Source organism: Leclercia sp. CFBP8987 (assembly GCF_034044995.2).
Taxonomy (GTDB): Bacteria; Pseudomonadota; Gammaproteobacteria; order Enterobacterales; family Enterobacteriaceae; genus Enterobacter; species Enterobacter tamurae.
The window spans coordinates 3,013,736-3,038,986 of sequence record NZ_CM188255.1; the positions used below are offsets into that span (position 1 = coordinate 3,013,736).

Below are 25,251 nucleotides of genomic sequence, written 5' to 3' on the forward strand. Positions count from 1 at the left end.
AGACAGCTCGCTCTGATCTCTTCGCAATTTTTAATTGCTGATGGGAGGTAAGGTTTAGTAAGAATATATTTATAAGGATTTTCTTATAAACCATCCGCTGTTATTATTATTTTTAACCGATGACTGAAGTGAATAAGGGATCACATACAGGGAAAACAGAATGCTTTTATTCTGAAGTGAACTATCGTTAATGATGATTATTTTTTAGGTTACATTACGAAGAAAAGGGAATGGATATGGCTGCCTCGGATATGATCAACAAGCTCAATACGCAGATGAACCTGGAGTTTCACGCGTCAAACCTCTCTTTGCACCTCAGCGAGTGGTGTTCAGAACATCAATTTACCGGTTCCGCAACCTTCCTGCGCACCCAGGCGCAGAGCAACGTCACCCAGATGATGCGCGTTTTCGATTTTCTGAAAGCCTCTGGCGCGATGCCAGTTCTGAAACCGGTGGATATGAGTGATGAAGACTGCAGCTGCCTGGAAGCGGTTTTCCAGCGTACGCTGGAGGAGTATGAGCAACGCTGCCAGACGCTGAATCAATTAACGGATGAAGCGCGAAAAATGGAAGATATCTCTACGCTCAACTTCCTGCATGATATTGAAAAAGAGCAACAGCAGGATGGGGTATTACTGAAGACCGTCCTCGATGAAGTTCGCCAGGCCCGGAGCACCGGCATGGGACTGGAACAGACCGATCGTCACCTGCTGAACGTCGTCAACTGTCAGCATCACTGATCCTGCGCTTTAAATGACTTACCCGGCCTGTGCCGGGTAATTTTGTTTCAGAACCACCAACCCTTTGCTTTTATTAATCTTTAACAAATCCGATCTGGCTCCCACCGAATAACCCCACTCCGTGTAATGATTTGCGAAAATTTCATTTTCACAGACGAGGGAAACGTATGATTACCGTTGAATTTGTTGTCATTATTCTGTGCCTGCTGGTCGGCACCCGGTTCGGTGGCATGGGACTGGGGCTGATCAGCGGCATTGGCCTTTTTATTCTCAGCTTTGTCTTTGGGCTTCAGCCCGGTAAGCCCCCGGTAGACGTGATGCTGACGATCCTGGCCGTTATCGGCTGCGCCGCCACGCTGCAAACCGCCGGAGGACTGAACGTGATGATGCAGTTTGCCGAAAGGCTGCTGCGGCGGCATCCGCAACACATTACCCTGCTCGCCCCCTTTACCACCTGGATGCTGACCTTCCTGTGCGGCACCGGCCATGTGGTCTATACCATGTTCCCGATCATTGCCGATATCGCGCTGAAAAAAGGCATCCGCCCGGAACGCCCGATGGCAGTGGCGTCTATTGCCTCGCAGATGGCGATTACCGCCTCTCCGGTGTCGGTTGCCGTCGTCTCGCTGGTATCGATTCTTGCCGCTCAGCACGGCGTGGGTCAGGCATTTGGCATTCTGCAGATCCTCGCCATTTCGGTCCCGGCCTCGCTGGCGGGGGTGGCGATTGCCGCCCTCTGGAGTCTGCGCCGCGGCAAGGATCTGGCCGATGACGAGGAGTTTCAGGCCCGGCTGCAGGATCCTGAGCAGCGCAAGTTCATCTACGGCAGTACCGACACCTTAATGGATCAACGTTTTCCGAAGCAGGCCTACTGGTCCACCTGGATCTTCTTCGCCGGGATTGCCGTCGTGGTGCTGCTGGGTGCCCTGCCCGAGCTGCGTCCGGCCTTTGAGGTGAAAGGTAAAATGACGGCCCTGTCGATGAACCTGGTGATCCAGATGATGATGTTGATTGCCGGGGCGGTGATGCTGATGGTGTGCAAAGTGAATGCCGCGTCCATCTCAAACGGGGCGGTCTTCAAGGCCGGGATGGTGGCGATTTTCTCGGTCTTTGGCGTGGCATGGATGAGCGACACCTTTTTCCAGGCGCATCTGGATGAACTGAAGATGGCCCTGGAGGGGGTGGTAAAAAGTCACCCCTGGACCTACGCCATCGTGCTGTTCCTGGTCTCGAAACTGGTCAACAGCCAGGCGGCAGCCCTGACGGCGGTGGCGCCGATGGGGTTAATGCTGGGAATCGATCCGAAGATGCTGATTGCTTTCTTCCCGGCGTCGTACGGCTATTTTGTTCTGCCGACCTACCCCAGCGACCTCGCCTGTATAGGCTTTGACCGCTCGGGCACCACGCGCATCGGCAAGTTTATTATCAACCACAGCTTTATTCTGCCGGGGCTTATTGGGGTGAGCTGTGCCTGTGCGGTGAGCTATCTGCTGGTGCAGACCTTTATGTAACCTGCATTCCGGGCGACCCGGGGTCGCCCGTTCACATTCTTCTCACAAAACCATTTCTAAATTCAAAACGTCGGTTTATTTTAGTGAGATTCGCCCTGCGGGGTGAACTTCAGTTCAATCAGCGCAATGGCTTTCTGAACCGCACGCAGCGTGACGGGGTCGGCCGAGGCAGGATTGCTGGCAAAATCGATGTTTCTGAGCTGGCTGGACATCTTCTCGCGCACCTCAGCCGGGGCGATGATTTCAATCACATCAAGGATTTGTTTGATAACCAGCTGACATGCAACAACGTCAGAGATCAGTTCCTGATCGGCACTCAGGTTTTGAGACATAGGCTTCTCCTGTTTGAAAGGCCGCCATAGTAGCAAAACGCCCGGCCTGTTGCGGCCTGCAGGCACAAAAAAACCTGCCGAAGCAGGTTTTTTTATCAGAACATCGCGCCTGGCGGTACGTCCTTGAAGGTCTTGCAATAGGATTCGAACATGCTTTTCAGAATTTTGCGCAATTTCATTGTTTTGCTCCGGCTAATTGTTATGCAGGTGTTATCGTTGATGCGCCTATAATATGACCGCCATCACAAAAATCAATCATTTTGTGATATTCATCACGGCAGTTTATTTAAAATAAAACAGCGTTCCTGTTAAAAATAAATACAAATCAGGCAATTAGCATCCTGCTTGTTCCTGTAAATTTTTAAAAAAAAGTTTAAGTGGCAGAGGAAAAATGAGCGAAAAAATCTCCGGCAACGCGGCCAGCGGGGTCTCTCCCGCTGCGCTGTTGGTGGCTGGCGCATTCTTTATGGAGTTTCTCGACGGGACGGTGATCGCCACCGCCCTACCCGATATGGCGAAAAGCTTTGGCGTACAGGCGGTGGATCTCAACATCGGCATCAGCGCCTATCTTATCACCCTGGCGGTGCTGATCCCGGCCAGCGGCTGGATTGCCGACCGGTTTGGCGCGCGCAAAGTCTTCACTCTCGCGCTGGCCATCTTTACCCTCGCCTCGGTGCTGTGCGGCCTCGCCACCAGCGTCGATCAGTTCGTTGCCATGCGCGTCCTGCAGGGGATGGGCGGCGCGCTGATGGTCCCGGTCGGGCGGCTGGCAGTGCTGCGCACCACTCCGAAACATCTGTTGATTACCGCCATCGCCACCCTGACCTGGCCCGCGCTGGTGGCGCCGATTATCGGCCCGCCGCTGGGCGGGTTTATCACCAGCTATGCCAACTGGCGCTGGATCTTCTTTATTAATGTCCCGCTGGGGCTGATTGCCATCGCGCTGGCGCTGCGCATTATCCCGGATATCTGTGAGGAGACGCGCCGTCCGTTCGACACCCCGGGCTTTATCGCTACTTCGGTGGCAATGGTTAGCCTGGTTTGCGCCATGGAGATGATGGGGGCGCACGACGTGAATACGGCGATCACCCTTGCACTGCTGGTCATCGGAGTAGTGACGTTGATCTATGCCCTGCGGCATTTCAGACGCGCTGAATGGCCGATGATCCGCCTCGACGCCCTGCAGGTGCCCACCTTTCGCGTGACGATGTACGGCGGGTCGCTGTTTCGCGCCTCCATCAGCGCCGTGCCGTTTTTGCTGCCGCTGCTGTTTCAGGTGGGATTCGGCATGGATGCGTTCCACTCCGGTCTGCTGGTGCTGGCGGTATTTGTCGGTAACCTGACCATCAAACCGGCGACCACGCCGCTGATCCGTGGGCTGGGGTTTAAAAAGCTGCTGCTGATTAACGGGGCGCTGAACGTACTGGCCCTGCTGGCCTGTGCGTTCCTGACCCCGCAAACCCCGGTGTGGATCATTATGCTGGTGCTCTATCTGGGCGGCGTATTCCGTTCCATTCAGTTTACCGCCATCAGCACCCTCGCCTTTGCCGATGTCCCTTCCCCGCAGATGAGCTATGCCAACACCCTGTTCTCAACCGCCACTCAGCTGGCAGTGGGGCTGGGGATCACCCTCGGTGCGATCGGGATCCGTCTCGGGGAGCTGAGTAGCGAAATGCTGGGGATGGACGCGCTGCCGGGGATCAGCTTCCGGCTGGCGTTTGTGGCGATTGCGCTGGTCTGTCTGCTGGGGATGATCGATACCCTACGTCTGGTGAAAGATGCCGGCAGTGCGGTATCCAGCAAACGGGCATAAAAAAAGCCAGCGTAAGCTGGCTTTATCACTGGCGTTGGCAACTTAGCCGATAATACCGCGGACAAAGGCTTCGATCTCTTTATCTTGGCAGTTCTCGAAGAAGCACTGCTGGAAACGCTGACCGGTTACTGCAGTTTTGACCAGCTCTGGATCGATAGCACGCAGGGTATCGAGATAGTTCTCTTTAACCACCGCGGCTTTCACCTGGTTCAGGATGCCAGCGTTGCGAACCTGAGGTTCTTTACGCTCTGGCGGATAACCTTCGCCATTACGGCCGGTGAAGGCTTTTTCAAAGATAAAGCGAACGTTCAGCTCTGCGCCCCAGCCGAAGCCTTTAGCAAATGGCAGAGAGAGCGCGTTACCGTTGTTGATCTGGGCGAACAGGAAGGCGTCAGCCGGATCGATGCAGTAGCCGCACACCACACCCGGGTGGATGTTCAGGGACATCAGCGCACCCTGGCCGGTACCGCAACCGGTCACCACGAAATCAACCGCTTTCGAGTTCAGCAGAATGCTCGCCATAATCCCCAGGTGGATGTAGGTCAGGTGGTGATCGTTTTCGTCGCTCATCCCAACGTTGTAGACCGGGAAACCTTTCTCTTCAGCAACGGCGTTCAATTCCTTGAGGATGATGGCGTTTTTTGGCGCCTGGCTGTTTTCCATCATCAGTGCAATTTTCATTCTTCGTCTCCTGAATGCGATGCGGGGCGTCCCGCTGTGGATAGCTTACCTGTCCAACCTTACTACTTAGCAAACGCACTTTCAAATTAAGTGAAAAATAGTTTCAAAAAACAAAGATGCGCTCACAATTTTGTGCCCGGAGAGGTTTTTGCCACCGCCTGATAGACGGATGGCTTAAGATTGAAGGAGCAAGGGCTCGTGGCAAAGAGAAGGGGCAGAACAGGCGTTTAATCCTGGCATTGCGGCGCACATCAGCCGCTAGTATAGGTTATTTCCATGCATCCAGAGTGTTCTATGAAGAGATTATGCACTGGCGGCCTGCTCCTGTTACTGGCGGGCTGTGGCGTTACCCGGCAAGCAGAAGTCAGCAGCGTCGACGTCACGTCAGGTGTTGTCATGCTCAATTACGATCAGGCCATGTTGCAGAACGCCCGCTATGACGATTACGTCACCAGCGGTACCGCGACCCGTGAATGCCAGGCGATGGGATACAGTACGGCCATGGCCTACGGGCAGCCGATCAAAACCTGTAGCCTCATCAGCGGCTCGCTGTGCCTGAATGAAACCATGACCATTCAGTATCAGTGTCATGGCTATACCCCGCGGCCCGTCGTCGTCACCTATTATTAATTCCGTTGCCAGCGATCCCGCTGGCAATAATAGTATTAAACACGAAACAGAATAATTCTCATTAATTTATTTACGTTACCCGCAATGCGTTTTATTCCCATTCGTATTATGATCGTTTAAATATTTATTTTACTTTTTGCAAATAAATAAATAACAAATTATAGTGACGCTCACGTTGACCAGTGAATAATAATACGGAGCGACACCATGCTTAAAACCGAAATGATCGACAAGCTCAATGAGCAAATGAATCTGGAGCTTTACTCCTCCCTGCTCTATCAGCAGATGAGCGCCTGGTGTAGCTATCACAGTTTTGAAGGCGCGGCGGCATTTATGCGTCGTCACGCGCAGGAAGAGATGACTCACATGCAGCGTCTCTTTGATTATCTTACCGATACTGGCAGCCTGCCGCGCATCAACCCGGTGGCGTCGCCGTTTGCTGAGTACGCCTCGCTGGACGAGCTGTTCCGTGCCACCTATGAGCACGAGCAGCTGATCACCCAGAAAATTAACGACCTGGTCCATGCGGCGATGATAAGCCAGGATTATGGCACCTTTAATTTCCTGCAATGGTATGTGGCAGAGCAACACGAAGAAGAGAAGCTGTTTAAATCCGTTCTCGATAAACTGTCGCTGGCGGGTAAATCTGGTGAAGGGTTGTATTTTATTGATAAAGAGCTGTCGACGCTTGACGCTCAAAATTAATATTACTGCGGCGCCTCTGGCGCCGCGTTATTTTTAATGACGGCATATTTTACTTCCTCCCCTGCCCACCTTGCGCTGGCGCAGAAATAGCTTTCAATTCCCCCTCCTGATGGCTTCCGATGAATATCGTAAAGCTACATTTACAGCACCTGTAACGGCGGTTTGACGAACCTGCGTTTTTCCCTTACGCTGCGCCGCAGATTTTGTCGTGATAGTGCAAGGCCGTAGAGGAAAACGTGAAGAACAGAACGCTGGGAAGTATTTTTATCGTCGCCGGAACCACGATTGGCGCAGGTATGCTGGCGATGCCGCTGGCGGCAGCGGGCGTCGGGTTTGGCGTCACGCTGGTGTTACTGGGCACGCTCTGGGCGCTGATGTGTTATACCGCCCTGCTGCTGCTGGAAGTGTATCAGCACGTTCCCGCCGATACCGGACTCGGGTCGCTGGCCGGGCGTTATCTGGGCCGTTTCGGCCAGTGGATCACCGGTTTCAGCATGATGTTCCTGATGTATGCCCTGACCGCGGCCTACATCAGCGGCGCGGGTGAGCTAATCGCCTCCAGCGTCAACGACTGGTTCAACACCGATATCTCTCCGACCACCGGGGTGATCTTCTTTACCCTGATCGGCGGCGGCGTGGTCTGCGTTGGCACCTCGCTGGTGGATCTGTTCAACCGTTTCCTCTTCTCGGCCAAAATCATCTTCCTGGTGGTGATGCTGGCGCTGCTGGCACCGCACATTCATAAGGTCAATCTTCTGACCCTGCCGCTGGAGAAAGGGCTGGCGCTGTCGGCTATCCCGGTGATTTTTACCTCGTTTGGTTTCCACGGCAGCGTGCCGAGCATCGTCAGCTATATGAATGGCAACGTGCGCAAGCTGCGCTGGATCTTTATCACCGGCAGCGCCATTCCACTGGTGGCCTATATCTTCTGGCAGCTGGTAACCCTCGGCAGCATTAACTCGTCAACTTTTATGGGGATGCTGGCGAGCCATACCGGCCTGAACGGGCTGCTGCAGGCCCTGCGTGAAGTGGTGGCGTCGCCGCACGTGGAGCTGGCGGTACACCTGTTTGCCGACCTCGCCCTGGCGACCTCGTTCCTCGGGGTGGCGCTGGGCCTGTTCGATTACCTTGCCGACCTGTTCCAGCGCAGCCGCACCGTGGGCGGGCGTATCCAGACCGGTGCGATCACCTTCCTGCCGCCGCTGGCCTTCGCCCTGTTCTATCCGCGTGGGTTTGTGATGGCGCTGGGTTATGCAGGCGTCGCGCTGGCGGTGCTGGCGCTGCTGCTGCCGTCGCTGCTGGTGTGGCAGAGCCGTAAGCATCATCCAGCCGGTGATTACCGGGTGCCCGGCGGGAAACCGACGCTGTGTCTGGTCTTCGCCTGCGGGATCGCGATAATCCTCGTGCAGTTTGGGATTGCGGCAGGGCTGCTTCCGGAAGTGGGATAAATGACCGCCGGGTGGCGCTACGCTTACCCGGCCTACGAAACCTGTAGGCCCGTGCAAGCGAAGCGCCGCCGGGCGCTGTTAATGCAGACAGCAGTTCTTGAATTTTTTGCCGCTGCCGCACGGGCAGGGATCGTTGCGACCGACTTTGGTGCCGTTGATCACCGGTTGCTGGGCAACCGGCTCTTGCGGGTTGGCAATCCAGTGATTATACAGGCGCAGCGCCGCCGGACGAATGCCCTCGATGCTCTGCTGGAACTCCTCTTCACTGAAGGTATCCAGACGCTCAAAGTTCTCTTCGGAGCCGTGCAGGGCGATAAGATCCAGATCCTCACGCAGCGACTCTGGCAGGGATGACCAGTCGGTCAGCGCCACGCCGCGCATATAACCGAAGCACCACTCTTCCACCACGGTAAAGGTTTCACCCTCAACATCGTTCATGCCGAACATCGGCTCAAACTGCTCCGGGTAGTCGCTAAGGCGCTCGGCAATATCGTTCAGGTGCTTAAAGCAGAGATCGATAAAGCGGTTCATCTCGCGATCGTTCTTCCAGCGCGGAATGTTTTTCTCGCCGCCCCACACCGCCACCAGCCAGCGATCCGGCTCAACCACCACCGGGCCGGACAGCACCGCGGTCAGCATCCCGTCGAGCTCCGAGACGTCCATTACGGACTCGCCGTCATGACCGTAGGTCATTAAGGTCTCTTCCAGCCACTCCATTTCGGTTTCGTTTAATGGACCTTCGCTCATGGTAAATCTCCTGCAGAATAGAATTGCGTGCAGGGTAACACAGAAAGCAGGCTCAACGGTCCCCTTCCCCTGTTGTTCCGGGGCGCGTTACTGGTGCAATTCCGTCTAAATCGTGACCGTTGCACAACTTATGTGCTTTGTTGTTAATGAGATGTGATCCCCGCTGTAATTTCACTTCATGCCGCCGGGCCGCTTAAAACGGCGCTCTATACTGAAAATTGTCGAAACACAGGCAATACGCTGCCGTTCTGGCAACCATTTTGCTTATTGTTGTGCTGAGGGTCATCACCCTCAGGCAATCTCGCCTGTTTCTGCGGTATGTCGTCCGTTTAGTGCATTACGTTTTGAACACGTTTTGGATTGGGTACGCCTCCGGCGTTCGACTACACAGGGTTGTGCCAAAAAACACTCAGAAAAGGTACATAATAATGTCGCTGAAATTGATCAGAAGTCCTCTCTCTCTTGTGCTGGCAGGGTGTCTGGTGACGGCGTTTTCCGCCCAGGCTGATATCGTGATTGGCGTGGCGGGTCCGTTCACCGGACCGAACGCCACCTATGGGGACCAGTACTGGCACGGCGCGACCCAGGCCGCGGAAGACATTAACGCCGCGGGCGGCATTAATGGCGAGAAGATCAAACTGGTGCAGGGCGATGACGCCTGTGAACCGAAACAGGCCGTCTCGGTCGCTAACCGTCTGGTTGACCAGGATAAGGTCAAAGCCGTGGTCGGCCACTTCTGCTCCTCCTCCACCATGCCAGCTTCCGAGGTCTATAACGACGCGGGCGTACTGGCTATCACCCCCGGCTCCACCAACCCGCTGATCACCGAGCGCGGCATGAGCGACATGTTCCGCATGTGCGGCCGTGATGACCAGCAGGGCCAGGTCGCCGCTGATTTCATTATTGATAAGCTGAAAGCCAAACGGGTGGTGATCATTCACGACAAAGACACTTACGGCCAGGGGCTGGCGGATGCCACCAAAGCGGCGCTGGCGAAACGTGATGTCAAAGACGTGATGTACGAAGGCCTGTCCCGCGGCGAAAAAGACTTTAACGCGCTGGTGACCAAAATCGGTGCCCAGAAACCGGACGTGGTCTTCTTCGGCGGCTGTCACCCGGAAGCGGGCCCGCTGGTACGCCAGATGCGTGAGCAAGGGGTGCAGGCCAAATTCTTCTCCGGCGACTGTATCGTCAACGAAGAGATGGTCACCGCCGCCGGGGGCGCGCAGTACACCAACGGCATCTATATGACCTTCGGCAAAGACCCGCGTCTGATCCCGGAAGGCAAAGCGGTAATCGACAAATTCCGCGCCAGTAAATTCGAGCCGGAAGGCTATACCCTCTACTCCTACGCCTCCATCCAGGCCATTGCTGCGGCCTTTAAAGCCACCGGTGGGGCCGATCCGGCCAAAGCCAGCGAATGGCTGAAGGCCAATTCGGTGGATACCGTGATGGGCAAAAAATCCTGGGGCAGCAAGGGCGACCTGAAAGTCTCTGACTACGTGGTGTATGAGTGGGACGACAAGGGTAAATATAAGGAAGTGCAGTAAGCGGACGGAATCACGCTCAACGTCGGTATGGCGACATACCGACGCACTATAACCCGAGGACCGCAGCGCAACCTGCGGTCTAAAACACGAGCGCGCGATGATGGAAACGTTCTTTCTGCAGCAGTTAATCAATGGCCTGACGCTGGGGTCGGTCTACGGCTTGATCGCTATCGGCTACACCATGGTCTACGGCATTATCGGCATGATTAACTTCGCCCACGGCGAAGTCTATATGATCTCCGCCTATCTCTGCGCCATCGGCCTGGCGCTTCTCTCCTTCTTCGGGCTGGAATCTTTTCCGCTGCTGATCCTCGGCACGCTGGTCTTCACCATCGTGGTGACCGGGGTGTACGGCTGGACCATCGAACGCATCGCCTATAAACCGCTGCGTAACTCCACGCGCCTGGCACCGCTGATCTCCGCCATCGGCATGTCGCTGATCCTGCAAAACTACGCCCAAATCAGCCAGGGGCCGCGTCAGCAGGGAGTGCCTACCATGCTCGACGGCGTGCTGCGCTTTCATATTGGCGAAGGCTTTGTACAGATCACCTACACCAAAGTTTTCATTCTGATCGCCTCGTTCACCGGGATGCTGCTGCTCACCTGGATAATCAGCAACACCCGGCTCGGGCGGATGTGCCGCGCCGTGCAGCAGGATCGCAAGATGGCGTCGATTCTGGGCATCAATACCGACCGGATCATCTCCCTGGTGTTTGTGATTGGCGCGGCAATGGCTGGCCTGGCCGGGGTGCTGATCACCATGAACTACGGCACCTTTGATTTTTACGCCGGGTTTATCATCGGGATCAAAGCCTTTACTGCCGCCGTCCTTGGCGGGATCGGCTCCCTGCCCGGCGCGATGCTGGGAGGCCTGATCCTCGGCATTGCCGAGGCGCAATTCTCCGGGATGGTGAACTCCGATTATAAAGACGTGTTCTCGTTTGGATTGCTGGTGGTGATCCTGATTTTCCGTCCTCAGGGACTGCTTGGTCGCCCTGTCGTGGCCAAGGTGTGAGGGAAAAAAGATGACTGCACAACTCGTTTCGCAACCCGTTGCCCACGACGGTTTTTCCCTAAAACGCTGCATTCTCGACGCCATTTTTGCGGGCATGGTGGCGCTGGTGATTTTTGGTCCGGTGGTGGGCGTGGTGCTGGACGGCTACAGCTTTAACTTCGAAGGACAGCGGCTGGCGTGGATCATCGCCACGGTGATGACCGGGCGTTTTTTACTCAGTGCCTTTTTAACCACCGCGCCGGGCCGACGGGTGATGGCCCGCTTCGACAACGATAATACCGGGGTTTACGTTCGCCCGCCGGAGTACAAAAGCCGGATGCGCTGGATCCTGCCCCTGATTATCGCCCTGGCGGTCTGCTTTCCGTTCGTCGCCACCAAGTACGTGCTGACGGTGGCGATCCTTGGCCTGATCTACGTCCTGCTCGGCCTCGGGCTGAACATCGTGGTCGGGCTCGCGGGCCTGCTGGACCTCGGCTATGTCGCCTTTTACGCCATCGGTGCCTATGGCCTGGCGCTGGGCTATCAGTATCTGGGGCTCGGCTTCTGGTCCATGCTGCCTCTGGCGGCGCTGATGGCCGCCGCGGCCGGGGCCTTGCTCGGCTTCCCGGTACTGCGCATGCATGGCGACTATCTGGCGATTGTGACCCTCGGCTTCGGGGAGATCATCCGCCTGGTGCTGAACAACTGGCTGACCTTTACCGGCGGGCCAAACGGCATCTCCGCCCCGCCCCCGACCCTCTTCGGGCTGGAGTTTGGTCGACGGGCAAAAGATGGCGGCGTGCCGTTCCACGAGTTTTTCAACCTGACCTTTAACCCTAACCTGAAGTTCATCTTTATCTACGCCATTCTGCTGCTGGTGGTCCTGCTGGTGCTCTACATCAAGCACCGCCTGACGCGGATGCCGATTGGCCGCGCCTGGGAAGCGCTGCGCGAAGACGAAATCGCCTGCCGCTCCATGGGCCTCAATCATGTCCTGGTCAAGCTGTCGGCCTTTACCCTCGGAGCCTCTACTGCGGGCATAGCGGGAGTATTCTTCGCCACCTATCAGGGGTTTGTTAACCCCACCTCGTTCACCTTCTTTGAGTCGGCTCTGATCCTCGCCATCGTGGTGTTAGGCGGGATGGGCTCCACCCTCGGGGTAGTGCTGGCGGCCTTCGTGCTCACCGTTACCCCGGAGCTACTGCGCACCTTCGCGGAGTATCGGGTGCTGCTGTTTGGCGTATTAATGGTGGTGATGATGATCTGGCGGCCGCGCGGGCTAATCCGCATCAACCGCAGCGGCTTTGCGGTACGCAAAGGAGTGGCGCCATGAACGGGACCATCTTAAGCGTCGAGCATCTGATGATGCACTTTGGCGGCATCAAGGCGCTCAACGACGTCAATCTCGAGGTGCAGCGCGGGTCCATCACCGCCCTGATCGGGCCGAACGGCGCGGGAAAAACCACAGTGTTCAACTGCCTGACCGGGTTTTATAAGGCCTCCGGGGGCAATATTCTGTTCAATACCCGGAGCAAAACCACCAACGTGATCCAGATCCTCGGGCAGAAATTCCAGCCGGGAGACTGGATCAACCCGGCGCAGTTCGGCCAGCGTCTGTTCTACAAGATGTTTGGCGGCACCCACCTGGTGAACCGCGCCGGGCTGGCGCGCACCTTCCAGAATATCCGCCTGTTCCGCGAGATGTCGGTGGTGGAGAACCTGCTGGTGGCGCAGCACATGCGGGTCAACCGCAACCTGCTGGCCGGGGTGCTGAACACTCCCGCTTACCGGCGGGCAGAAAGCGACGCCCTCGACCGGGCCTTTTACTGGCTGGAAGTGGTGGATCTGGTGGATTGCGCCAACCGGCTGGCGGGGGAGATGTCCTACGGCCAGCAGCGGCGGCTCGAGATTGCCCGGGCCATGTGTACCGGGCCGGAGATGATCTGTCTCGATGAACCGGCCGCCGGGCTCAACCCGGTGGAGACCCACACGCTGAGTAACATTATCCGTTTCCTGCGCGATCGCCACGACATTACGGTGCTGCTGATCGAACACGATATGGGGATGGTGATGGAGATATCGGATCACATTATCGTGCTCGACCACGGGGATGTGATTGCCCAGGGCAAACCGGCACAGATCCAGCACGATGAAAAAGTCATTGCCGCCTATCTGGGCACCGATGAGAGCGAGGTCAGTGTATGAGTGAGGCAATGCTGGAGTTTCATCAGGTGGATGTCTATTACGGTGTGATCCAGGCGCTGAAGCAGGTGTCGTTGCAGGTCAACGCCGGTGAAACCGTGGCGCTGATCGGCGCTAACGGGGCGGGAAAATCGACCCTGCTGATGTCGATTTTCGGCCAGCCGCGGGTGCGCAACGGGCAAATCCTGTTTTGCGGGGAGGACATTAGCCATAAATCGACCCACTACGTCGCCTCAGGGGGCATTGCTCAGGCCCCGGAGGGGCGGCGCATCTTCCCCGATATGACCGTCGAAGAGAACCTGCTGATGGGCACCATCCCCATCGGCAACCAGTTTGCGGCAGAGGATCTGCAGAGCATGTTTGATCTCTTTCCGCGCCTGAAGGAGCGGCGTAAACAGCGGGCAATGACCATGTCCGGCGGCGAGCAGCAGATGCTGGCCATCGCCCGGGCGTTAATGAGTCGGCCAAAACTGTTGCTGCTGGATGAGCCGAGCCTGGGGTTAGCGCCGATTGTGGTGAAGCAAATCTTCCAGACCCTGCGGGAGCTGGCGCGTAACGGAATGACGATTTTCCTCGTCGAGCAGAACGCGCACCATGCGCTGAAGCTCTCCGATCGCGGGTATGTGATGGTCAACGGCCAGATCCGCCTGAGCGGCAGCGGCGAGGAGCTGCTGGGCAATCAGGAGGTCAGAAAAGCCTATCTGGGGGGCGCCTGACCGGGGGCAAGATCAGTGGAGATCGTCAGGAAGCTGCGCGTAATCCACTTTTTGCAGCTTAAAGTTCATCACCCAGGGCGTGCCGGCATCCTGCTCCGAGACAAAGGGGTATTTCGGGGTTATCTCTTTCGCCTCGATCCCGGTCCAGACCGAGAAGAAATCGAGAAAATCGTTGGCAGAACGCCGGGCTTTAATCAGGCGATGTTCTTTGTCGTCGCTGGACATTATCATTAAGGGCACCTGATAGTTTTGCTGGAAGGCATCGCCATGGGCCATATATTGTCCGCCGGTCAGACGGGCTTTATAGGTCAGGCCGTGGTCAGAGAAATAGACCATCGAGAAACTGTCACCGCTATTTTGCAGCTGCTCATAAAGCTTTTTTAACAGGGTATCGGTCTGGGTGATGCTGTAGATGTAGCAGGAGGTCTCTTTCGACTGCACAAACTCGAGGTATTTCCCCTGGGTGCGCTCGCAGGCCTGCGGGTGTGAGCCCATCAGATGCAGGACGATCAGCCGCGGCTCGGTACGCGGGGCAGACAATACCTGCTGCGTCATCTGCAGCAGGGCTTCATCCCGCGGGTTATTTTCATCTTCGTAATAGCCTTTGCGCAGAAACTGTACCTCATCCGCACGCTTCGCAATGCTGGCGATGGCGGTATCGTACTCGCCAATTTGCCCCTGATTAGAGAACCACCAGGTGCGGAACCCGGCGCGGTTCGCCAGGGTGACGATGTTATTCTGGTACTCCGGGCTCCCTCCGCTCACCCGGCTCAGGGAGTGGCCCAGCGAGGTTTGGGTGGAGGCGCTGGCGGAGATAAAATCCGTGAATAACGTGCCATTAACAGCGCTGGCAAAGGGCGTGTTATTCCACTGCCCGCCAAAGGCACCCAGGGCATCCCGCCGTGCGCTTTCGCCGATCACCATCACGTAATTGTGGTAGCGGGGCTTCACCGCCAGCACGGTCCAGTTGTCCTTCATCTTCGCCAACTCCAGCATATGGGCCTTTTCCTGCACCACTTCCTGGTTGTTGATCACCACATCCTTCACGAAGCGGAACACCGGATAACCCACATCCAGCAGGGTGAAGTTTCCCCAGTAGACGAGGTTTTTCGCCGGGGTCATAAAGAAACAGGCCACGCTGAAGGCCAGACACAACATATCCAGGCGGCGCCAGGGCTGTTTTGGCCCAATTTTACGCGCCAGCGCCACCCCGCCTAACGCCAGAATGACTACAGAGACCAGATAGCTGTGCCACGGGAATATGGTGAGGGTCTCGACGGATTCATTGACGTTGGTGGCGTGGAGCGCCAGCAGGGTATTGAAATTCGGTGCGCCATAGGCCTGTTGAAAGGGGTAGTACATGGCCGCCAGCAGGCTGCAGAGGAGAATGACCCCTTTCTGCACCCGAGGGGCAAACCGCCAGAGGACAAACAAGACGCAGCAAAATGCTACCGAATAGAGCAGGCTAAATGAATATCCAAACGAGTAATTAATCAGCACCGACTGGAGAAAATAAAACGCTGCCCACGGATTAAGGGTAATATCGCGCATCCAGAGGGTATATTTACTCGCTGTTATATTCATATTGACCTTAATCCACAATAAGCCGCAATAAAATGCAGACACCAGGGATCAACAAACCGCCGTGGACGGCGATATAGGGATAAAAATGGAGCGTTTTATGGAGAAACTAATCCAAAGATAGAGCGCGCAGGCGGGAAGGTCAACGCTGTGTAACCAGATATTACGCAAACGGAAGCAATATCATCATAATTTATTAATAATTGCGTGGCAGCACGTCTTTCCCAAAATTTGAGAAAGACGTGAATACGATAATAATAATTAAGCCATCAGGCATTATTATTATATTTACGGTTTTTCAATACGGTTCACGGTTGCCGTATAGCCTGTTTTCGCCACCGCCTCTAATAACGTCCCGGTCGGGAAACCTTCCGGAACGATGACGTCGGTTTGGCGCGTCTTCAACGACGCTTTCGCTTTCACCACCCCTTCCGTTTCACGCAGGGCCTGGTTAACCGAAATCACGCACAGCGAGCAGGTCATGCCCTGCACATCCAGCACCACTTTTTCGTTTGCAGCCTGCGCGCACAGGGGCAGCAACAGACTCACGGTTATCAGCAGTCGTTTCATTCCATCACCTCATAATACCAGGCTACCACCGTGGGGTAGAACAGCACCAGCAACAGCACCGGCAGCGAGAGCCAGAACAGCAGACGCATCTGCCCCAGCGTCATCCGCCCGGTACACCACGGCCGCGTTGAAAAATAGAGCCGCCAGAATACCCGCAGCATCAGCCCTGTCGAGAGCAGGATCATCGGCACCCGCAGGAATTCGAGCTGGCTGAGCCCGGCAAAACCGGCAGCCGAAATACCAAACAGCAAATAGAGCAGCGGTCCGACGCAGCACAGCCCGGCGGTGACGGCCGCCGCAGCCGCCGTCAGCAGGGTCAGCCCCGCCCCTTTAGCGTTGTTCTGTTGAGACATAGTGGTAGGTAAACACCTTTGGATCGTAAAAATTGAGCGGGTCGCCGTCCACTTCGGCATAGGGGTAGCCAAAGTTATTCACTGCCCCCTGCTCCGTCGCCGGATAGAGTTCAAAATCGCGCCCGTAGTTGAAGCCCACCCAGTTCATCTCCCAGTTACCGAACAGGTAAGCATTTACCGCCTGCACATCGGGATCCTGATGGGCTTTTTTCTCCGCCAGACGCATTTTGGTGACGTCAGCCGGATCGCACGGCAACCAGCCATATCCCGCCAGATAGAATTCTGCCCGGCAGTGCTGTCCGCCGCTGACGTCGGACACGCCCGCGCTGTCGGCCTTGCCGAAGGCGCTTTTCGAGTAGCGTTCCAGCTTGTTGGCCTTGCCCAGACGGATGCCGAACAGCTCCCGCGCCGGGATACCGCTGGCGCGCGCCAGGGCGACAAACACCGAGCTGATGTCGGTGCATTTGCCGCTGAGCTTGCCGCTTTGCAGAATAGTTGCCACATCGCCGGTGCCACAGCCAATCACGTCGTTATCGCGCTCCATATGACTACTGACCCACTCGTAGATCAGGCGCGCTTTTTTCAGCGGATCGGTTTCGCCGGCCGTGATTTTTTGCGCCGTTTCGCGCACCAGGCCATCAACCGGAGTATGCGTCGTTGGCAGCAGGTACGGCTTCACCGCCAGCGGGTAGACAATCTGCTCCGGCGCCTGCCAGTTTTTCAGGGCGTCCTGTTTCAGCGGCTCCCAGTCTGCCGTTTCGATCTCCAGATCGAGCTGCAGGAGTAGATCGCCTTCTGATTTCGGCCAGGTCGCAAACAGCGTTTTCGCGCCGTAGGTATTGTTGGTGGTGATGTAGGCCTGCTGATAGTTGCCGCTGAACGACAGGCCGGTCATCTGCTGAAAGGCGGTATCCTCCGGCAGTGGGATCCAGAGTTTGACCACCCCGCTGGAGCCCTGCGGCGGTGCCAGCTTATAGGTTTGCGATAAGACGAAACGGCGGCGCATCACTGGCGCGGCGAGCGGCGCGCTGCTATGCACCACCGTCTGGCTGGCGACGGCAGGGCCTACTAAGCCTGCGGCAGAGAGAAGTACGCTGTTTTTAAGAAATTGTCGACGCTGCATGGTTACCTGTCCCTTGAAAATGAATGGTCATCACAGCAGACAGGAGCTGGCGCGGAGTGATAGAGATGATTCATCAATAACAGACCTGTTAACTGTGAATGAAAAAATAAGCGCCATTATTAGGCGGCATTCTGGCGGGGTTGTACAGGCGTGAAGTCAAAAAACCACAATAACCGCAACATAAGGTAATGGAGTCAACACTTTTGAGTAAATACTTACTCATTACGTTGTTGCGGTTAAAATGCCTGTCTCCAAACGTCGTCGCTTCGCTCCTCTAAGTTAGCGCCTCCGGCTTTTCGCCGGAGGCATAGTATATGCAGTATGAACAATAGCGAAAAGACACTTTTCGCGTACTGCTTCTATGCCAACTGATTGCTGGGTTAAAAGACTGGCTTAGATGCCCCTCAAATACGCTCATATGCTGCCCGTTACGGGGTTTATATGTTTCCCCCGAAGTATCGGCTTTTGAAACACTCTAAGCCCGTTAGGCGCAACAAGTTTTCTGTTAAAAAGAAGCAAGCAAAGTTGTTTGTTTTCCATACCGTTGCTCAGTTGAGCATTGCATGATAAAACCATGAGAAAGGGATGGTTTTGCAGAGGGAGAAGGAATGGGAAATATCACAGAAATGAATAGCATCAAGGAAATAGCTGAACGTTTAGCCGACATAATAATAAACCCAAACTCAGCTATCGGTTTTGCAGAGGGGGCTTTATCTGTCCCTCTGGATTTTGGTTACCTGGTTTGGGAGGTGTTTGATACTGATTCTCGCTATCACCGTGAAACAGAACGAATAAGACTACTTGCTGCTGTTCGGCGAGGGCTCCTGAATTATGAACAATTAAAAGAAGCTATCGCGTTAGCGCTTATAGAATTTGAAAAGCGCCTGACCAAAAGGAAAAAGGATGGTACCTATAGTAAAACAGTATTTTCACTTATCGGGCGAGCCTCCGCCAATTCATATATTACCACGAAAATAACAGCAGCCATTATTGAGCGAGTGACCTTCTTCGTAAAAATGCGGAATAGTATTTTTTTAGGAAACTTATTACTCCTTGGAGGAATGGCGGAACGCAGCATAAGAACATCGCAACAACTTGCTATTGATAATCCTGAAATATACGAGGTTTTACGTCCTCGAGATTACGATTTGTTATATTTCCTTTTTGAATCGTCAATAACTCCATTTGCTCAGGCTTTGCAAGTGCGGCGTGAGCTTGGAGAACCAGCATTTGAACAATTAATTGATATGGCAAATAAAAAAATAAATGGATATTAAAAGAATCGTTGATGGCGTGGTCGGATGGCTTGCGGATATGGTTTCGTGGGTTATAACCTGCCTTTGCATATTCTATCTTTCTTATTTTGATTCATGGCCTGTAACGCTGTTTTTCATCATTATTACAATTGTAACTGGGCTGCTATTAGCAAAACTAGCAGACCGCTTTTATAAATTTAAAGACAAGGAATAAATAAAATGTCAAATCCTGCTTATTTATGGTTAACTGACGAAAACGGCTCGCCAATTATAGGATCCTGTTTAATTCCTGGGAGACTGGGAGCCATTGAGATAAAAGCACTTACGCATAATATGAATATTCCGTCATGCCCAAATACTGGACGCTTAACGGGAACACGTATTCATACCCCAATGATAATGCAAAAAGAGTTTGATAAGACTACACCTTACCTCTATCGAGCTATTAGCCAGAATATGACATTGAAATCAGCCACGTTAAAAATGTATCGAGTTCTTGATTCTGGAGTGGAAACGGAATATTTCAATATCATTCTTGAAAATATAAAGGTCGTATCAATTACTCCTAATTTGTATCCGGGCAATCAAACAGGCACACACACGGAGTCAATCGAGATTCAATATGAAAAAATCACATGGAAGCATTGCGACGGCAATATCGTGTTTACTGATGCATGGAATCACCGCGCAATAGCATAAGGGGGCTGATGTTCAGTCGAACGCAAGCCTGTTTTTTGATAAGGCTTATGCTATCGCAATAGGGTGTCGTCACTTACCCGTATAGGTTAAAAAGCGCTCCTGACATACAATAATTCCCGTTTCCCAAACCGACCCCTACATAGTCGGTCGCGGGGGACGGGAAGGTCATTTATCCCTCCAGCTTAAAATCGTCATCCCAATCAGGAAGGGCTGCAACCCTACCGGCAGCGTTCAGGAACGCCAGTCCGTTTGTTAGCGACTTCGGTTGCTCCAGGCCAAGCTCAAAAATAATCTGGCCACATCCGGCAAGCCAGAAACCACCGTCCACCTCTTTAGCGCGCTGAACGAATATCCGCCTGCCCAGCGCAATGTAGTCTCGTTGTTCACCGCGATAGATGATGTTGTAGTTGCCGTCTTTGCCCATAATCCCCCCCTTAAAATTAATACTGTATACGTATACAGAATTTTGCTGAAGGCGGCCCGTCAACCGAAGCGGCGCATAAAAAGCCCGCTGGTGTGGGCTAGATGGTCAGAGACTGATTTTTACCGCGAAGACTTTCACCAGATCCGGGCCAAAGTGCTTATGCGTGATGGTTTTTATCTCACACCCGTCATACGGCATCATCAGACGGCGGGAGGCGCCATCCTTGGCGCGGTGTTATCAGCCACCAGCGCATACTGCAACGTCCTGCTTAGCTGTTCTCACAGCTGCTGGCACCCGACACATTTCACGGCCGTGTCACATTGTAGGGCTGGTGGGCAAAAGTGGGTAAATAGTCTGCGGCCTGCGTTCCCTCACCCTCTCCCCGCAGGGGCGAGGGGATCGTCTGTGCCATTTATTTAATTCAGCAACGGATATTTGTGATAACAATCTCAAAACAGAGTATTGGCATAATAGTCCATGCTATAAGCCGGTGGCTCCATAACATTATAAATTTAAAACCTTACTGTTTATTCTTTAAGGATAAGATTTGGCACGCTATTCCCCATTAAATTAATGGGGATGCTGCATGTGATTTCGCCTAATATTAAAAATGAACACCGCTATCTCAAACAACACTTCCAGATTTTTACTTTACTTTTTTTACCACCCTACAGAGGTATGAGATGAGTAAAATGTGCTTAACAAAATTATTGTCTGCGAGCTTGCTCGGGTTGATGGTTTTCTCGACCTCTGCAATGGCGAAAGAAATTGAAGTGGTCAATATTTCCAAGATAGATGGGATGCCCTGGTTTAATCGCATGGGGGAAGGCGTAACGAAAGCGGGCAGCGATCTCGGAATAAAAGCGTCTCAGGTGGGACCGTCCAGCACCGATGCCCCGCAGCAGGTCAAAATCATTGAGGATTTAATCGCTAAAAAAGTCTCCGCCATCGGCATTGTCCCCAATGACGCCGATGTTCTCGAGCCGGTATTCAAAAAGGCGCGTGAGGCGGGCATCGTAGTATTAACCAACGAATCCCCGGGGCAGCCCAGCGCTAACTGGGATGTGGAAATTATTGATAACCAGAAATTTGCCGCCGACAACGTGGAAGAGATGGCGAAAGCCATGGGCGGCAAAGGCGGTTATGTCATTTATGTCGGCAGCCTGACCGTGCCGCAGCATAACCTGTGGGCGGATTTGTTCGTGAAATACCAGAAAGAGCACTACCCGGATATGCACGAAGTCACCAACCGGATGCCGGTGGCCGAGAATATCGACGACGCCCGCCGTACCACCATCGATCTGATGAAAGCCCATCCTGACATGAAAGGGATTGTCTCATTTGGCTCTCAGGGCCCGATCGGTGCAGGCCGCGCGGTGAAAGAGAAACGGGCGAAAGGCAAAGTGTTTGTCTACGGCATGATGATCCCATCCCAGGCCGCTTCGCTGATCAAAAGCGGTGATATTGCCATGGGCATCACCTACGATCCGGCTTCTGCGGGTTATGCCATCACCGCCATTGCCGACAAGGTGCTGAAAGGCGAAGAGATCACCCAGGGCCTGGAGATCCCTAACCTCGGTAAAGCTGATGTGGATAGCGAAAAACGCATCATCAAATTCCACAAAGTCCTGCGCGTCACCAAAGAGAATATCGATAGCCTGTATTGATCCGTTGAACCCGCACGCCCTGACAGGGCGTGCGGCATGCGCCCCTGAGAGGTAGACATGGAGCCCTTTATTTCACTGGGTAAGATCAGCAAGACCTTCTACGGTGTGAAAGCGCTGGATAACATCAACCTGACGCTGTTTCCGGGAGAAGTTCACTGTCTGGCCGGGCAGAACGGCTGCGGCAAATCGACGCTGATTAAAATTATCTCCGGCGTCTACAAACCCGATCCCGGATTTGAGATCGCCATTGCCGGCAAACCTTACACCCATCTTTCGCCCATCGACTCCGTTAGAGCCGGGATTCAGGTTATCTATCAGGATCTCTCTTTATTCCCCAATTTAACCGTTGCGGAAAACATCGGTATCCACCAGCACCACCACAATCTGCTGGTCAACAAGCGGGAAATCCGCCGCATCGCCGAGCTGACGATGAAGAGCATCGATGCCAGACTGGATCTGGATGCCAACGTCGACTCTCTGCCCATCGCCCAACGTCAGATCGTCGCCATCTGTCGGGCGCTGGCCCAGGAAGCCAGGTTGATCATTATGGATGAGCCCACCGCCTCGCTGACCATGCAGGAGGTGAAGGGGCTGTTGCGGGTGATCGGCGATCTCAAGAAAAGAGATATCTGCGTGGTGTTTGTCAGCCACCGGCTGGATGAGGTGCTGGAGATCTCTGACCGTATCACCGTGCTGAAAAATGGCAATCTGGTCGGCACTTATCCCGCCAGCGATATCAATAATAAAAAACTCGCCTTCCTGATGACCGGGAAGGAGTTCTCTTATGCGGTCCTGCCGCCGATTGAGAAGATTGGCGAGGTGGCGCTGACGGTAAAAAACCTGACGAAACATCAGCAGTATCAAGACATCTCTTTCCGGATCCATCAGGGTGAGATCCTGGCCATCACCGGGCTGCTGGGCGCCGGGCGCACGGAGCTGTGCCTGAGCCTGTTCGGGCTGACAAAGCCGGATTCCGGCGAAATAGTGCTGGAGGGTAAAACGGTGCAGTTCGCCAGCAACCGGGATGCGGTGAAAGCCGGAATAGGCTACGTCTCTGAAGATCGGATGAGCACCGGTCTGGTGATGGATCAGTCGATTAACGACAATATTATCTCGACCGTGCTGCAGCGGCTGAAAACCCCCTTCCGCCTGCTGGACAGATCGAAATCGGACCGCATCGTCACGGATCTTATCGAGCAACTGAGCATTAAGATTGGCAGCGTGAACCTGCCGGTGAATACCCTCTCCGGCGGCAACGCCCAGCGCGTGGCAATTGCCAAATGGCTGGCCATCAACCCCAAAGTGCTGATCCTCGACTCCCCCACCGTCGGGGTCGACATTGCCAATAAAGCGGGGATCTACCAGATCATCTCCGCCCTGTCGCGCAAGGGGATCGCAGTGCTGATGATCACCGATGAGATCGACGAGGCGTACTTTAACAGCCATCGGATTTTAGTCATGCGCAAGGGGGCGATCGTCGCGGAAATCCTCCCGGAAAAAACCACCGAGGCCGCGCTGGCAGAGGTCGTCAATGGTTAATAAAATTGGGGTGAAAACCCACGAGCTGTTCCTCGGCCTGACCATTATCGTGATTGGCGGCTATCTGTCGTTTGCCAGCGCCGACTTTATGACGCTGGGCAATATCTACGACCTGATCAACAACTACGCCATGTTAACCATCCTGGCCTGCGGTCTGTTCATCGTCCTGATCTCCGGCGGGATCGATATCTCCTTCCCGGCGATGACCATCATCTCCCAGTACGTGATGGTCACCCTGATTCAGGGCACCAGCGGCAACTTTGCCCTCGCGTTTGCGCTGTCCGGCGGGCTGGGTTTACTCCTCGGCCTGGTCAACGCCACGCTGGTTAACCGGCTTAAGGTGCCCTCGATCATCATTACCATTTCCACCCTGAATATTTTTTACGGCCTGCTGCTGTACCTGACCAAAGGGGTGTGGCTCTACAGCTATCCGGAGTGGTTTGAACAGGGGGTGATGCTGTTTAAATTCACCGCCGCCGATGGCTACGACTATGGCTTGAGCCTGCCGATCCTCACCCTGCTGGTAGTGGTGGCGTTAACCGGTTTTATCATGAATAAAACCAGCATCGGCCGGATGATTTACGCCATGGGTGGCAACCGTGAAGCAGCCTCGCGGATGGGATTCGGCATCTTTAAAATGCAGCTGTTTGTCTACGGCTATATGGGCCTGATGTCCGGCGTCGCTGGTGTGGTGCAATCCGCAACCGTATTAACCGTCGCCCCCGACTCCCTGCTCGGCTATGAGCTGACGGTGCTCGCGGCGGTCGTGTTAGGCGGAACCAGCATCGTCGGCGGGCGCGGCACCTTACTCGGCACCCTGCTGGGGGTCATTTTACTGGCCGTGATCCAAAACGGTCTCAATCTTTTAGGGATCTCCTCTTACTGGCATACGGTCGTTACCGGTGTGGTGATTGTCACCAGCATCAGCATGACGGCCTGGAGTCAGCGCAAAGGTCAGGGAGCATTAGCATGAGCGCCAGAAAAACCCAGGATCGCGTTGAGATTTACCTCAGTCTGTTAATCGCCATCGTGGTGATCGCCTTTAGCTTCCTCATCCCCTCTGTCTTCTGGTCTTCAGCTAACTTCCAGTCCATCGCCTCGCAAATGCCGATCCTCGGTGTGCTGGCGTTAGCCATGGCGGTGACCATTCTTACCGGGGGGATAAACCTTTCTATCATTGCCACCATGAATGCCTGCGGGCTGGTAATGGCCTGGGTCGCCACGCACTATCCCCCAACCCTCAGCAGCATGCTGCTGGTACTGGCTGCCGGATTAGCCATGGCGATAGTGATAGGTTCGGTGATTGGATTTTTAATTGCCGTGGTGCGGGTTTCGCCGATTTTAGCCACGCTCGGGATAATGACCCTGCTGAAGGGGATCAATATTCTGATCTCCAAAGGCTCGTCTATCTCGAACTTCCCGGATTACGTGCTGGTCATCAACAGCACCAACGTCCTTGGCATTCCGCTACCCCTACTGGTGTTTCTGGCGGTGGTGGCGGTGCTGTGGGTGATCCTCGAAAAATCCGCCTTCGGGCGCACCCTTTACCTGATTGGCTCCAATGAACAGGCGACCCACTACTCCGGGATCAATACCCGTAAAACCCTTATCTGGGTTTATATACTTTCATCGGTACTGTGCGTGATTGCTGCCCTGCTGATGATGTCCAAGCTGAACTCGGCCAAAGCTTCTTATGGTGAGTCTTATCTGCTGGTGTCGATTCTGGCGGCGGTGCTGGGCGGGGTAAATCCTGACGGCGGCTTTGGCAAAGTCTTTGGCATGGTGATGGCGCTGATCCTGCTGCAGATGCTGGAGAGCGGGCTGAACATTCTCGGGGTGAGCAGCTATATCACCATGGCCCTGTGGGGCGGCCTGCTGCTGGCGTTTATTTTCCTGAAAGGGGCTAACCTCTCGCACCTGTTCAGCAGATCCTGATGATCAGCGGAGAGCGTCGGAAGGCGGTCAATAAT

26 protein-coding genes are annotated in these 25,251 nt (G+C 54.5%); 17 read left to right on the forward strand and 9 right to left on the reverse strand.

What is annotated here, in order from left to right; all coding sequences use genetic code 11:
- The first annotated feature begins 236 nt into the window (after nucleotides 1-236).
- Nucleotides 237-740 carry a non-heme ferritin-like protein gene (locus SOM40_RS14620; protein WP_225758515.1) on the forward strand — a complete coding sequence of 168 codons (504 nt, stop codon included), beginning with the start codon at nucleotides 237-239 and terminating at the stop codon, nucleotides 738-740.
- 167 nt (nucleotides 741-907) lie between these two features.
- The gene (locus SOM40_RS14625; RefSeq protein WP_106993369.1) at nucleotides 908-2,251 is read left to right on the forward strand and encodes an anaerobic C4-dicarboxylate transporter; all 1,344 of its coding nucleotides are present in this window, start codon (nucleotides 908-910) and stop codon (nucleotides 2,249-2,251) included.
- Between the two features lie 80 nt (nucleotides 2,252-2,331).
- Here SOM40_RS14625 and SOM40_RS14630 read toward each other — a convergent pair whose 3' ends face one another.
- Nucleotides 2,332-2,583: a DUF2766 family protein gene (locus SOM40_RS14630; RefSeq protein WP_106993370.1), complete on the reverse strand. Its 252-nt coding sequence runs from the start codon at nucleotides 2,581-2,583 to the stop codon at nucleotides 2,332-2,334.
- Nucleotides 2,584-2,678: 95 nt separating this feature from the next.
- On the reverse strand, nucleotides 2,679-2,762 hold the full coding sequence (gene azuC, locus SOM40_RS14635) for a stress response protein AzuC (RefSeq protein ID WP_098946254.1): 84 nt from the start codon (nucleotides 2,760-2,762) through the stop codon (nucleotides 2,679-2,681).
- 212 nt (nucleotides 2,763-2,974) lie between these two features.
- Between azuC and SOM40_RS14640 the strand changes: the two genes are divergently transcribed.
- Nucleotides 2,975-4,396, forward strand: a complete 1,422-nt coding sequence (locus tag SOM40_RS14640; RefSeq protein ID WP_320530240.1) for an MFS transporter — start codon at nucleotides 2,975-2,977, stop codon at nucleotides 4,394-4,396.
- A gap of 42 nt (nucleotides 4,397-4,438) precedes the next feature.
- Here SOM40_RS14640 and SOM40_RS14645 read toward each other — a convergent pair whose 3' ends face one another.
- On the reverse strand, nucleotides 4,439-5,077 hold the full coding sequence (locus tag SOM40_RS14645; RefSeq protein ID WP_032612023.1) for an RpiB/LacA/LacB family sugar-phosphate isomerase: 639 nt from the start codon (nucleotides 5,075-5,077) through the stop codon (nucleotides 4,439-4,441).
- 294 nt (nucleotides 5,078-5,371) lie between these two features.
- Here SOM40_RS14645 and yecR point away from each other — a divergent pair, with 294 nt between their 5' ends.
- The 3 genes from yecR (at nucleotide 5,372) to tyrP (ending at nucleotide 7,860) form a co-directional block, all read left to right on the forward strand.
- A complete protein-coding gene (gene yecR / locus SOM40_RS14650; protein WP_106993372.1) occupies nucleotides 5,372-5,707 on the forward strand; it encodes a YecR family lipoprotein in 336 nt (111 codons plus the stop codon).
- 207 nt (nucleotides 5,708-5,914) lie between these two features.
- Complete coding sequence (ftnA, locus tag SOM40_RS14655; RefSeq protein WP_106993373.1) at nucleotides 5,915-6,412, forward strand: non-heme ferritin; 498 nt, start codon at nucleotides 5,915-5,917, stop codon at nucleotides 6,410-6,412.
- Between the two features lie 236 nt (nucleotides 6,413-6,648).
- The gene (tyrP, locus tag SOM40_RS14660; RefSeq protein WP_320530241.1) at nucleotides 6,649-7,860 is read left to right on the forward strand and encodes a tyrosine transporter TyrP; all 1,212 of its coding nucleotides are present in this window, start codon (nucleotides 6,649-6,651) and stop codon (nucleotides 7,858-7,860) included.
- Between the two features lie 78 nt (nucleotides 7,861-7,938).
- On the opposite strand, the gene SOM40_RS14665 is transcribed toward tyrP, so the two are convergent.
- Entirely contained in the window at nucleotides 7,939-8,607 is a 669-nt protein-coding gene (locus SOM40_RS14665; protein ID WP_166182865.1) for a YecA/YgfB family protein, read from the reverse strand.
- A gap of 428 nt (nucleotides 8,608-9,035) precedes the next feature.
- Here SOM40_RS14665 and SOM40_RS14670 point away from each other — a divergent pair, with 428 nt between their 5' ends.
- The 5 genes from SOM40_RS14670 to SOM40_RS14690 all read left to right on the forward strand — a co-directional run bounded on the left by SOM40_RS14670 (nucleotide 9,036) and on the right by SOM40_RS14690 (nucleotide 14,069).
- Nucleotides 9,036-10,157, forward strand: a complete 1,122-nt coding sequence (locus SOM40_RS14670) for a branched-chain amino acid ABC transporter substrate-binding protein (protein ID WP_320530242.1) — start codon at nucleotides 9,036-9,038, stop codon at nucleotides 10,155-10,157.
- 100 nt (nucleotides 10,158-10,257) lie between these two features.
- A complete protein-coding gene (locus tag SOM40_RS14675) occupies nucleotides 10,258-11,172 on the forward strand; it encodes an ABC transporter permease subunit (RefSeq protein WP_059309089.1) in 915 nt (304 codons plus the stop codon).
- A gap of 10 nt (nucleotides 11,173-11,182) precedes the next feature.
- Nucleotides 11,183-12,484: a high-affinity branched-chain amino acid ABC transporter permease LivM gene (gene livM, locus SOM40_RS14680; protein WP_106993377.1), complete on the forward strand. Its 1,302-nt coding sequence runs from the start codon at nucleotides 11,183-11,185 to the stop codon at nucleotides 12,482-12,484.
- The gene (locus SOM40_RS14685) at nucleotides 12,481-13,356 is read left to right on the forward strand and encodes an ABC transporter ATP-binding protein (RefSeq protein WP_166182867.1); all 876 of its coding nucleotides are present in this window, start codon (nucleotides 12,481-12,483) and stop codon (nucleotides 13,354-13,356) included. Before livM ends, SOM40_RS14685 begins: the two co-directional genes overlap by 4 nt.
- On the forward strand, nucleotides 13,353-14,069 hold the full coding sequence (locus tag SOM40_RS14690) for an ABC transporter ATP-binding protein (RefSeq protein ID WP_261644076.1): 717 nt from the start codon (nucleotides 13,353-13,355) through the stop codon (nucleotides 14,067-14,069). Before SOM40_RS14685 ends, SOM40_RS14690 begins: the two co-directional genes overlap by 4 nt.
- A gap of 12 nt (nucleotides 14,070-14,081) precedes the next feature.
- Here SOM40_RS14690 and SOM40_RS14695 read toward each other — a convergent pair whose 3' ends face one another.
- The 4 genes from SOM40_RS14695 to SOM40_RS14710 all read right to left on the reverse strand — a co-directional run bounded on the left by SOM40_RS14695 (nucleotide 14,082) and on the right by SOM40_RS14710 (nucleotide 17,696).
- Entirely contained in the window at nucleotides 14,082-15,653 is a 1,572-nt protein-coding gene (locus tag SOM40_RS14695; RefSeq protein ID WP_320530243.1) for a phosphoethanolamine transferase, read from the reverse strand.
- A 285-nt stretch (nucleotides 15,654-15,938) separates the two neighbouring features.
- Nucleotides 15,939-16,220, reverse strand: coding sequence for a heavy-metal-associated domain-containing protein (locus SOM40_RS14700; RefSeq protein WP_320530244.1), 282 nt, complete (start codon nucleotides 16,218-16,220; stop codon nucleotides 15,939-15,941).
- Entirely contained in the window at nucleotides 16,217-16,573 is a 357-nt protein-coding gene (locus SOM40_RS14705; RefSeq protein WP_166182870.1) for a mercuric transporter MerT family protein, read from the reverse strand. Before SOM40_RS14705 ends, SOM40_RS14700 begins: the two co-directional genes overlap by 4 nt.
- Nucleotides 16,551-17,696, reverse strand: a complete 1,146-nt coding sequence (locus SOM40_RS14710; protein ID WP_320530245.1) for a transglutaminase-like domain-containing protein — start codon at nucleotides 17,694-17,696, stop codon at nucleotides 16,551-16,553. The genes SOM40_RS14705 and SOM40_RS14710 overlap by 23 nt, the downstream gene beginning before the upstream one ends.
- Nucleotides 17,697-18,304: 608 nt before the next feature.
- Here SOM40_RS14710 and SOM40_RS14715 point away from each other — a divergent pair.
- Nucleotides 18,305-18,973 (forward strand): Ssp6 family T6SS pore-forming effector, encoded by a 669-nt coding sequence (locus SOM40_RS14715; RefSeq protein WP_320530246.1) that lies wholly within the window; start codon nucleotides 18,305-18,307, stop codon nucleotides 18,971-18,973.
- A gap of 198 nt (nucleotides 18,974-19,171) precedes the next feature.
- On the forward strand, nucleotides 19,172-19,651 hold the full coding sequence (locus tag SOM40_RS14720; protein WP_166182872.1) for an Hcp family type VI secretion system effector: 480 nt from the start codon (nucleotides 19,172-19,174) through the stop codon (nucleotides 19,649-19,651).
- 169 nt (nucleotides 19,652-19,820) lie between these two features.
- On the opposite strand, the gene SOM40_RS14725 is transcribed toward SOM40_RS14720, so the two are convergent.
- Nucleotides 19,821-20,075 (reverse strand): lF-82, encoded by a 255-nt coding sequence (locus SOM40_RS14725; protein ID WP_320530247.1) that lies wholly within the window; start codon nucleotides 20,073-20,075, stop codon nucleotides 19,821-19,823.
- A 683-nt stretch (nucleotides 20,076-20,758) separates the two neighbouring features.
- On the opposite strand from SOM40_RS14725, the gene SOM40_RS14730 reads away from it, so the two are divergent.
- From SOM40_RS14730 to SOM40_RS14745, 4 genes are read left to right on the forward strand one after another with little or no spacing between them, the layout of a single operon-like run.
- Nucleotides 20,759-21,742, forward strand: coding sequence for an autoinducer 2 ABC transporter substrate-binding protein (locus tag SOM40_RS14730; protein WP_106993384.1), 984 nt, complete (start codon nucleotides 20,759-20,761; stop codon nucleotides 21,740-21,742).
- 57 nt (nucleotides 21,743-21,799) lie between these two features.
- The gene (locus SOM40_RS14735) at nucleotides 21,800-23,281 is read left to right on the forward strand and encodes a sugar ABC transporter ATP-binding protein (RefSeq protein WP_320530248.1); all 1,482 of its coding nucleotides are present in this window, start codon (nucleotides 21,800-21,802) and stop codon (nucleotides 23,279-23,281) included.
- Nucleotides 23,274-24,254 (forward strand): ABC transporter permease, encoded by a 981-nt coding sequence (locus SOM40_RS14740; RefSeq protein ID WP_320530249.1) that lies wholly within the window; start codon nucleotides 23,274-23,276, stop codon nucleotides 24,252-24,254. Before SOM40_RS14735 ends, SOM40_RS14740 begins: the two co-directional genes overlap by 8 nt.
- Nucleotides 24,251-25,216 (forward strand): ABC transporter permease, encoded by a 966-nt coding sequence (locus SOM40_RS14745; RefSeq protein WP_106993387.1) that lies wholly within the window; start codon nucleotides 24,251-24,253, stop codon nucleotides 25,214-25,216. Before SOM40_RS14740 ends, SOM40_RS14745 begins: the two co-directional genes overlap by 4 nt.
- Nucleotides 25,217-25,251 lie beyond the last annotated feature (35 nt).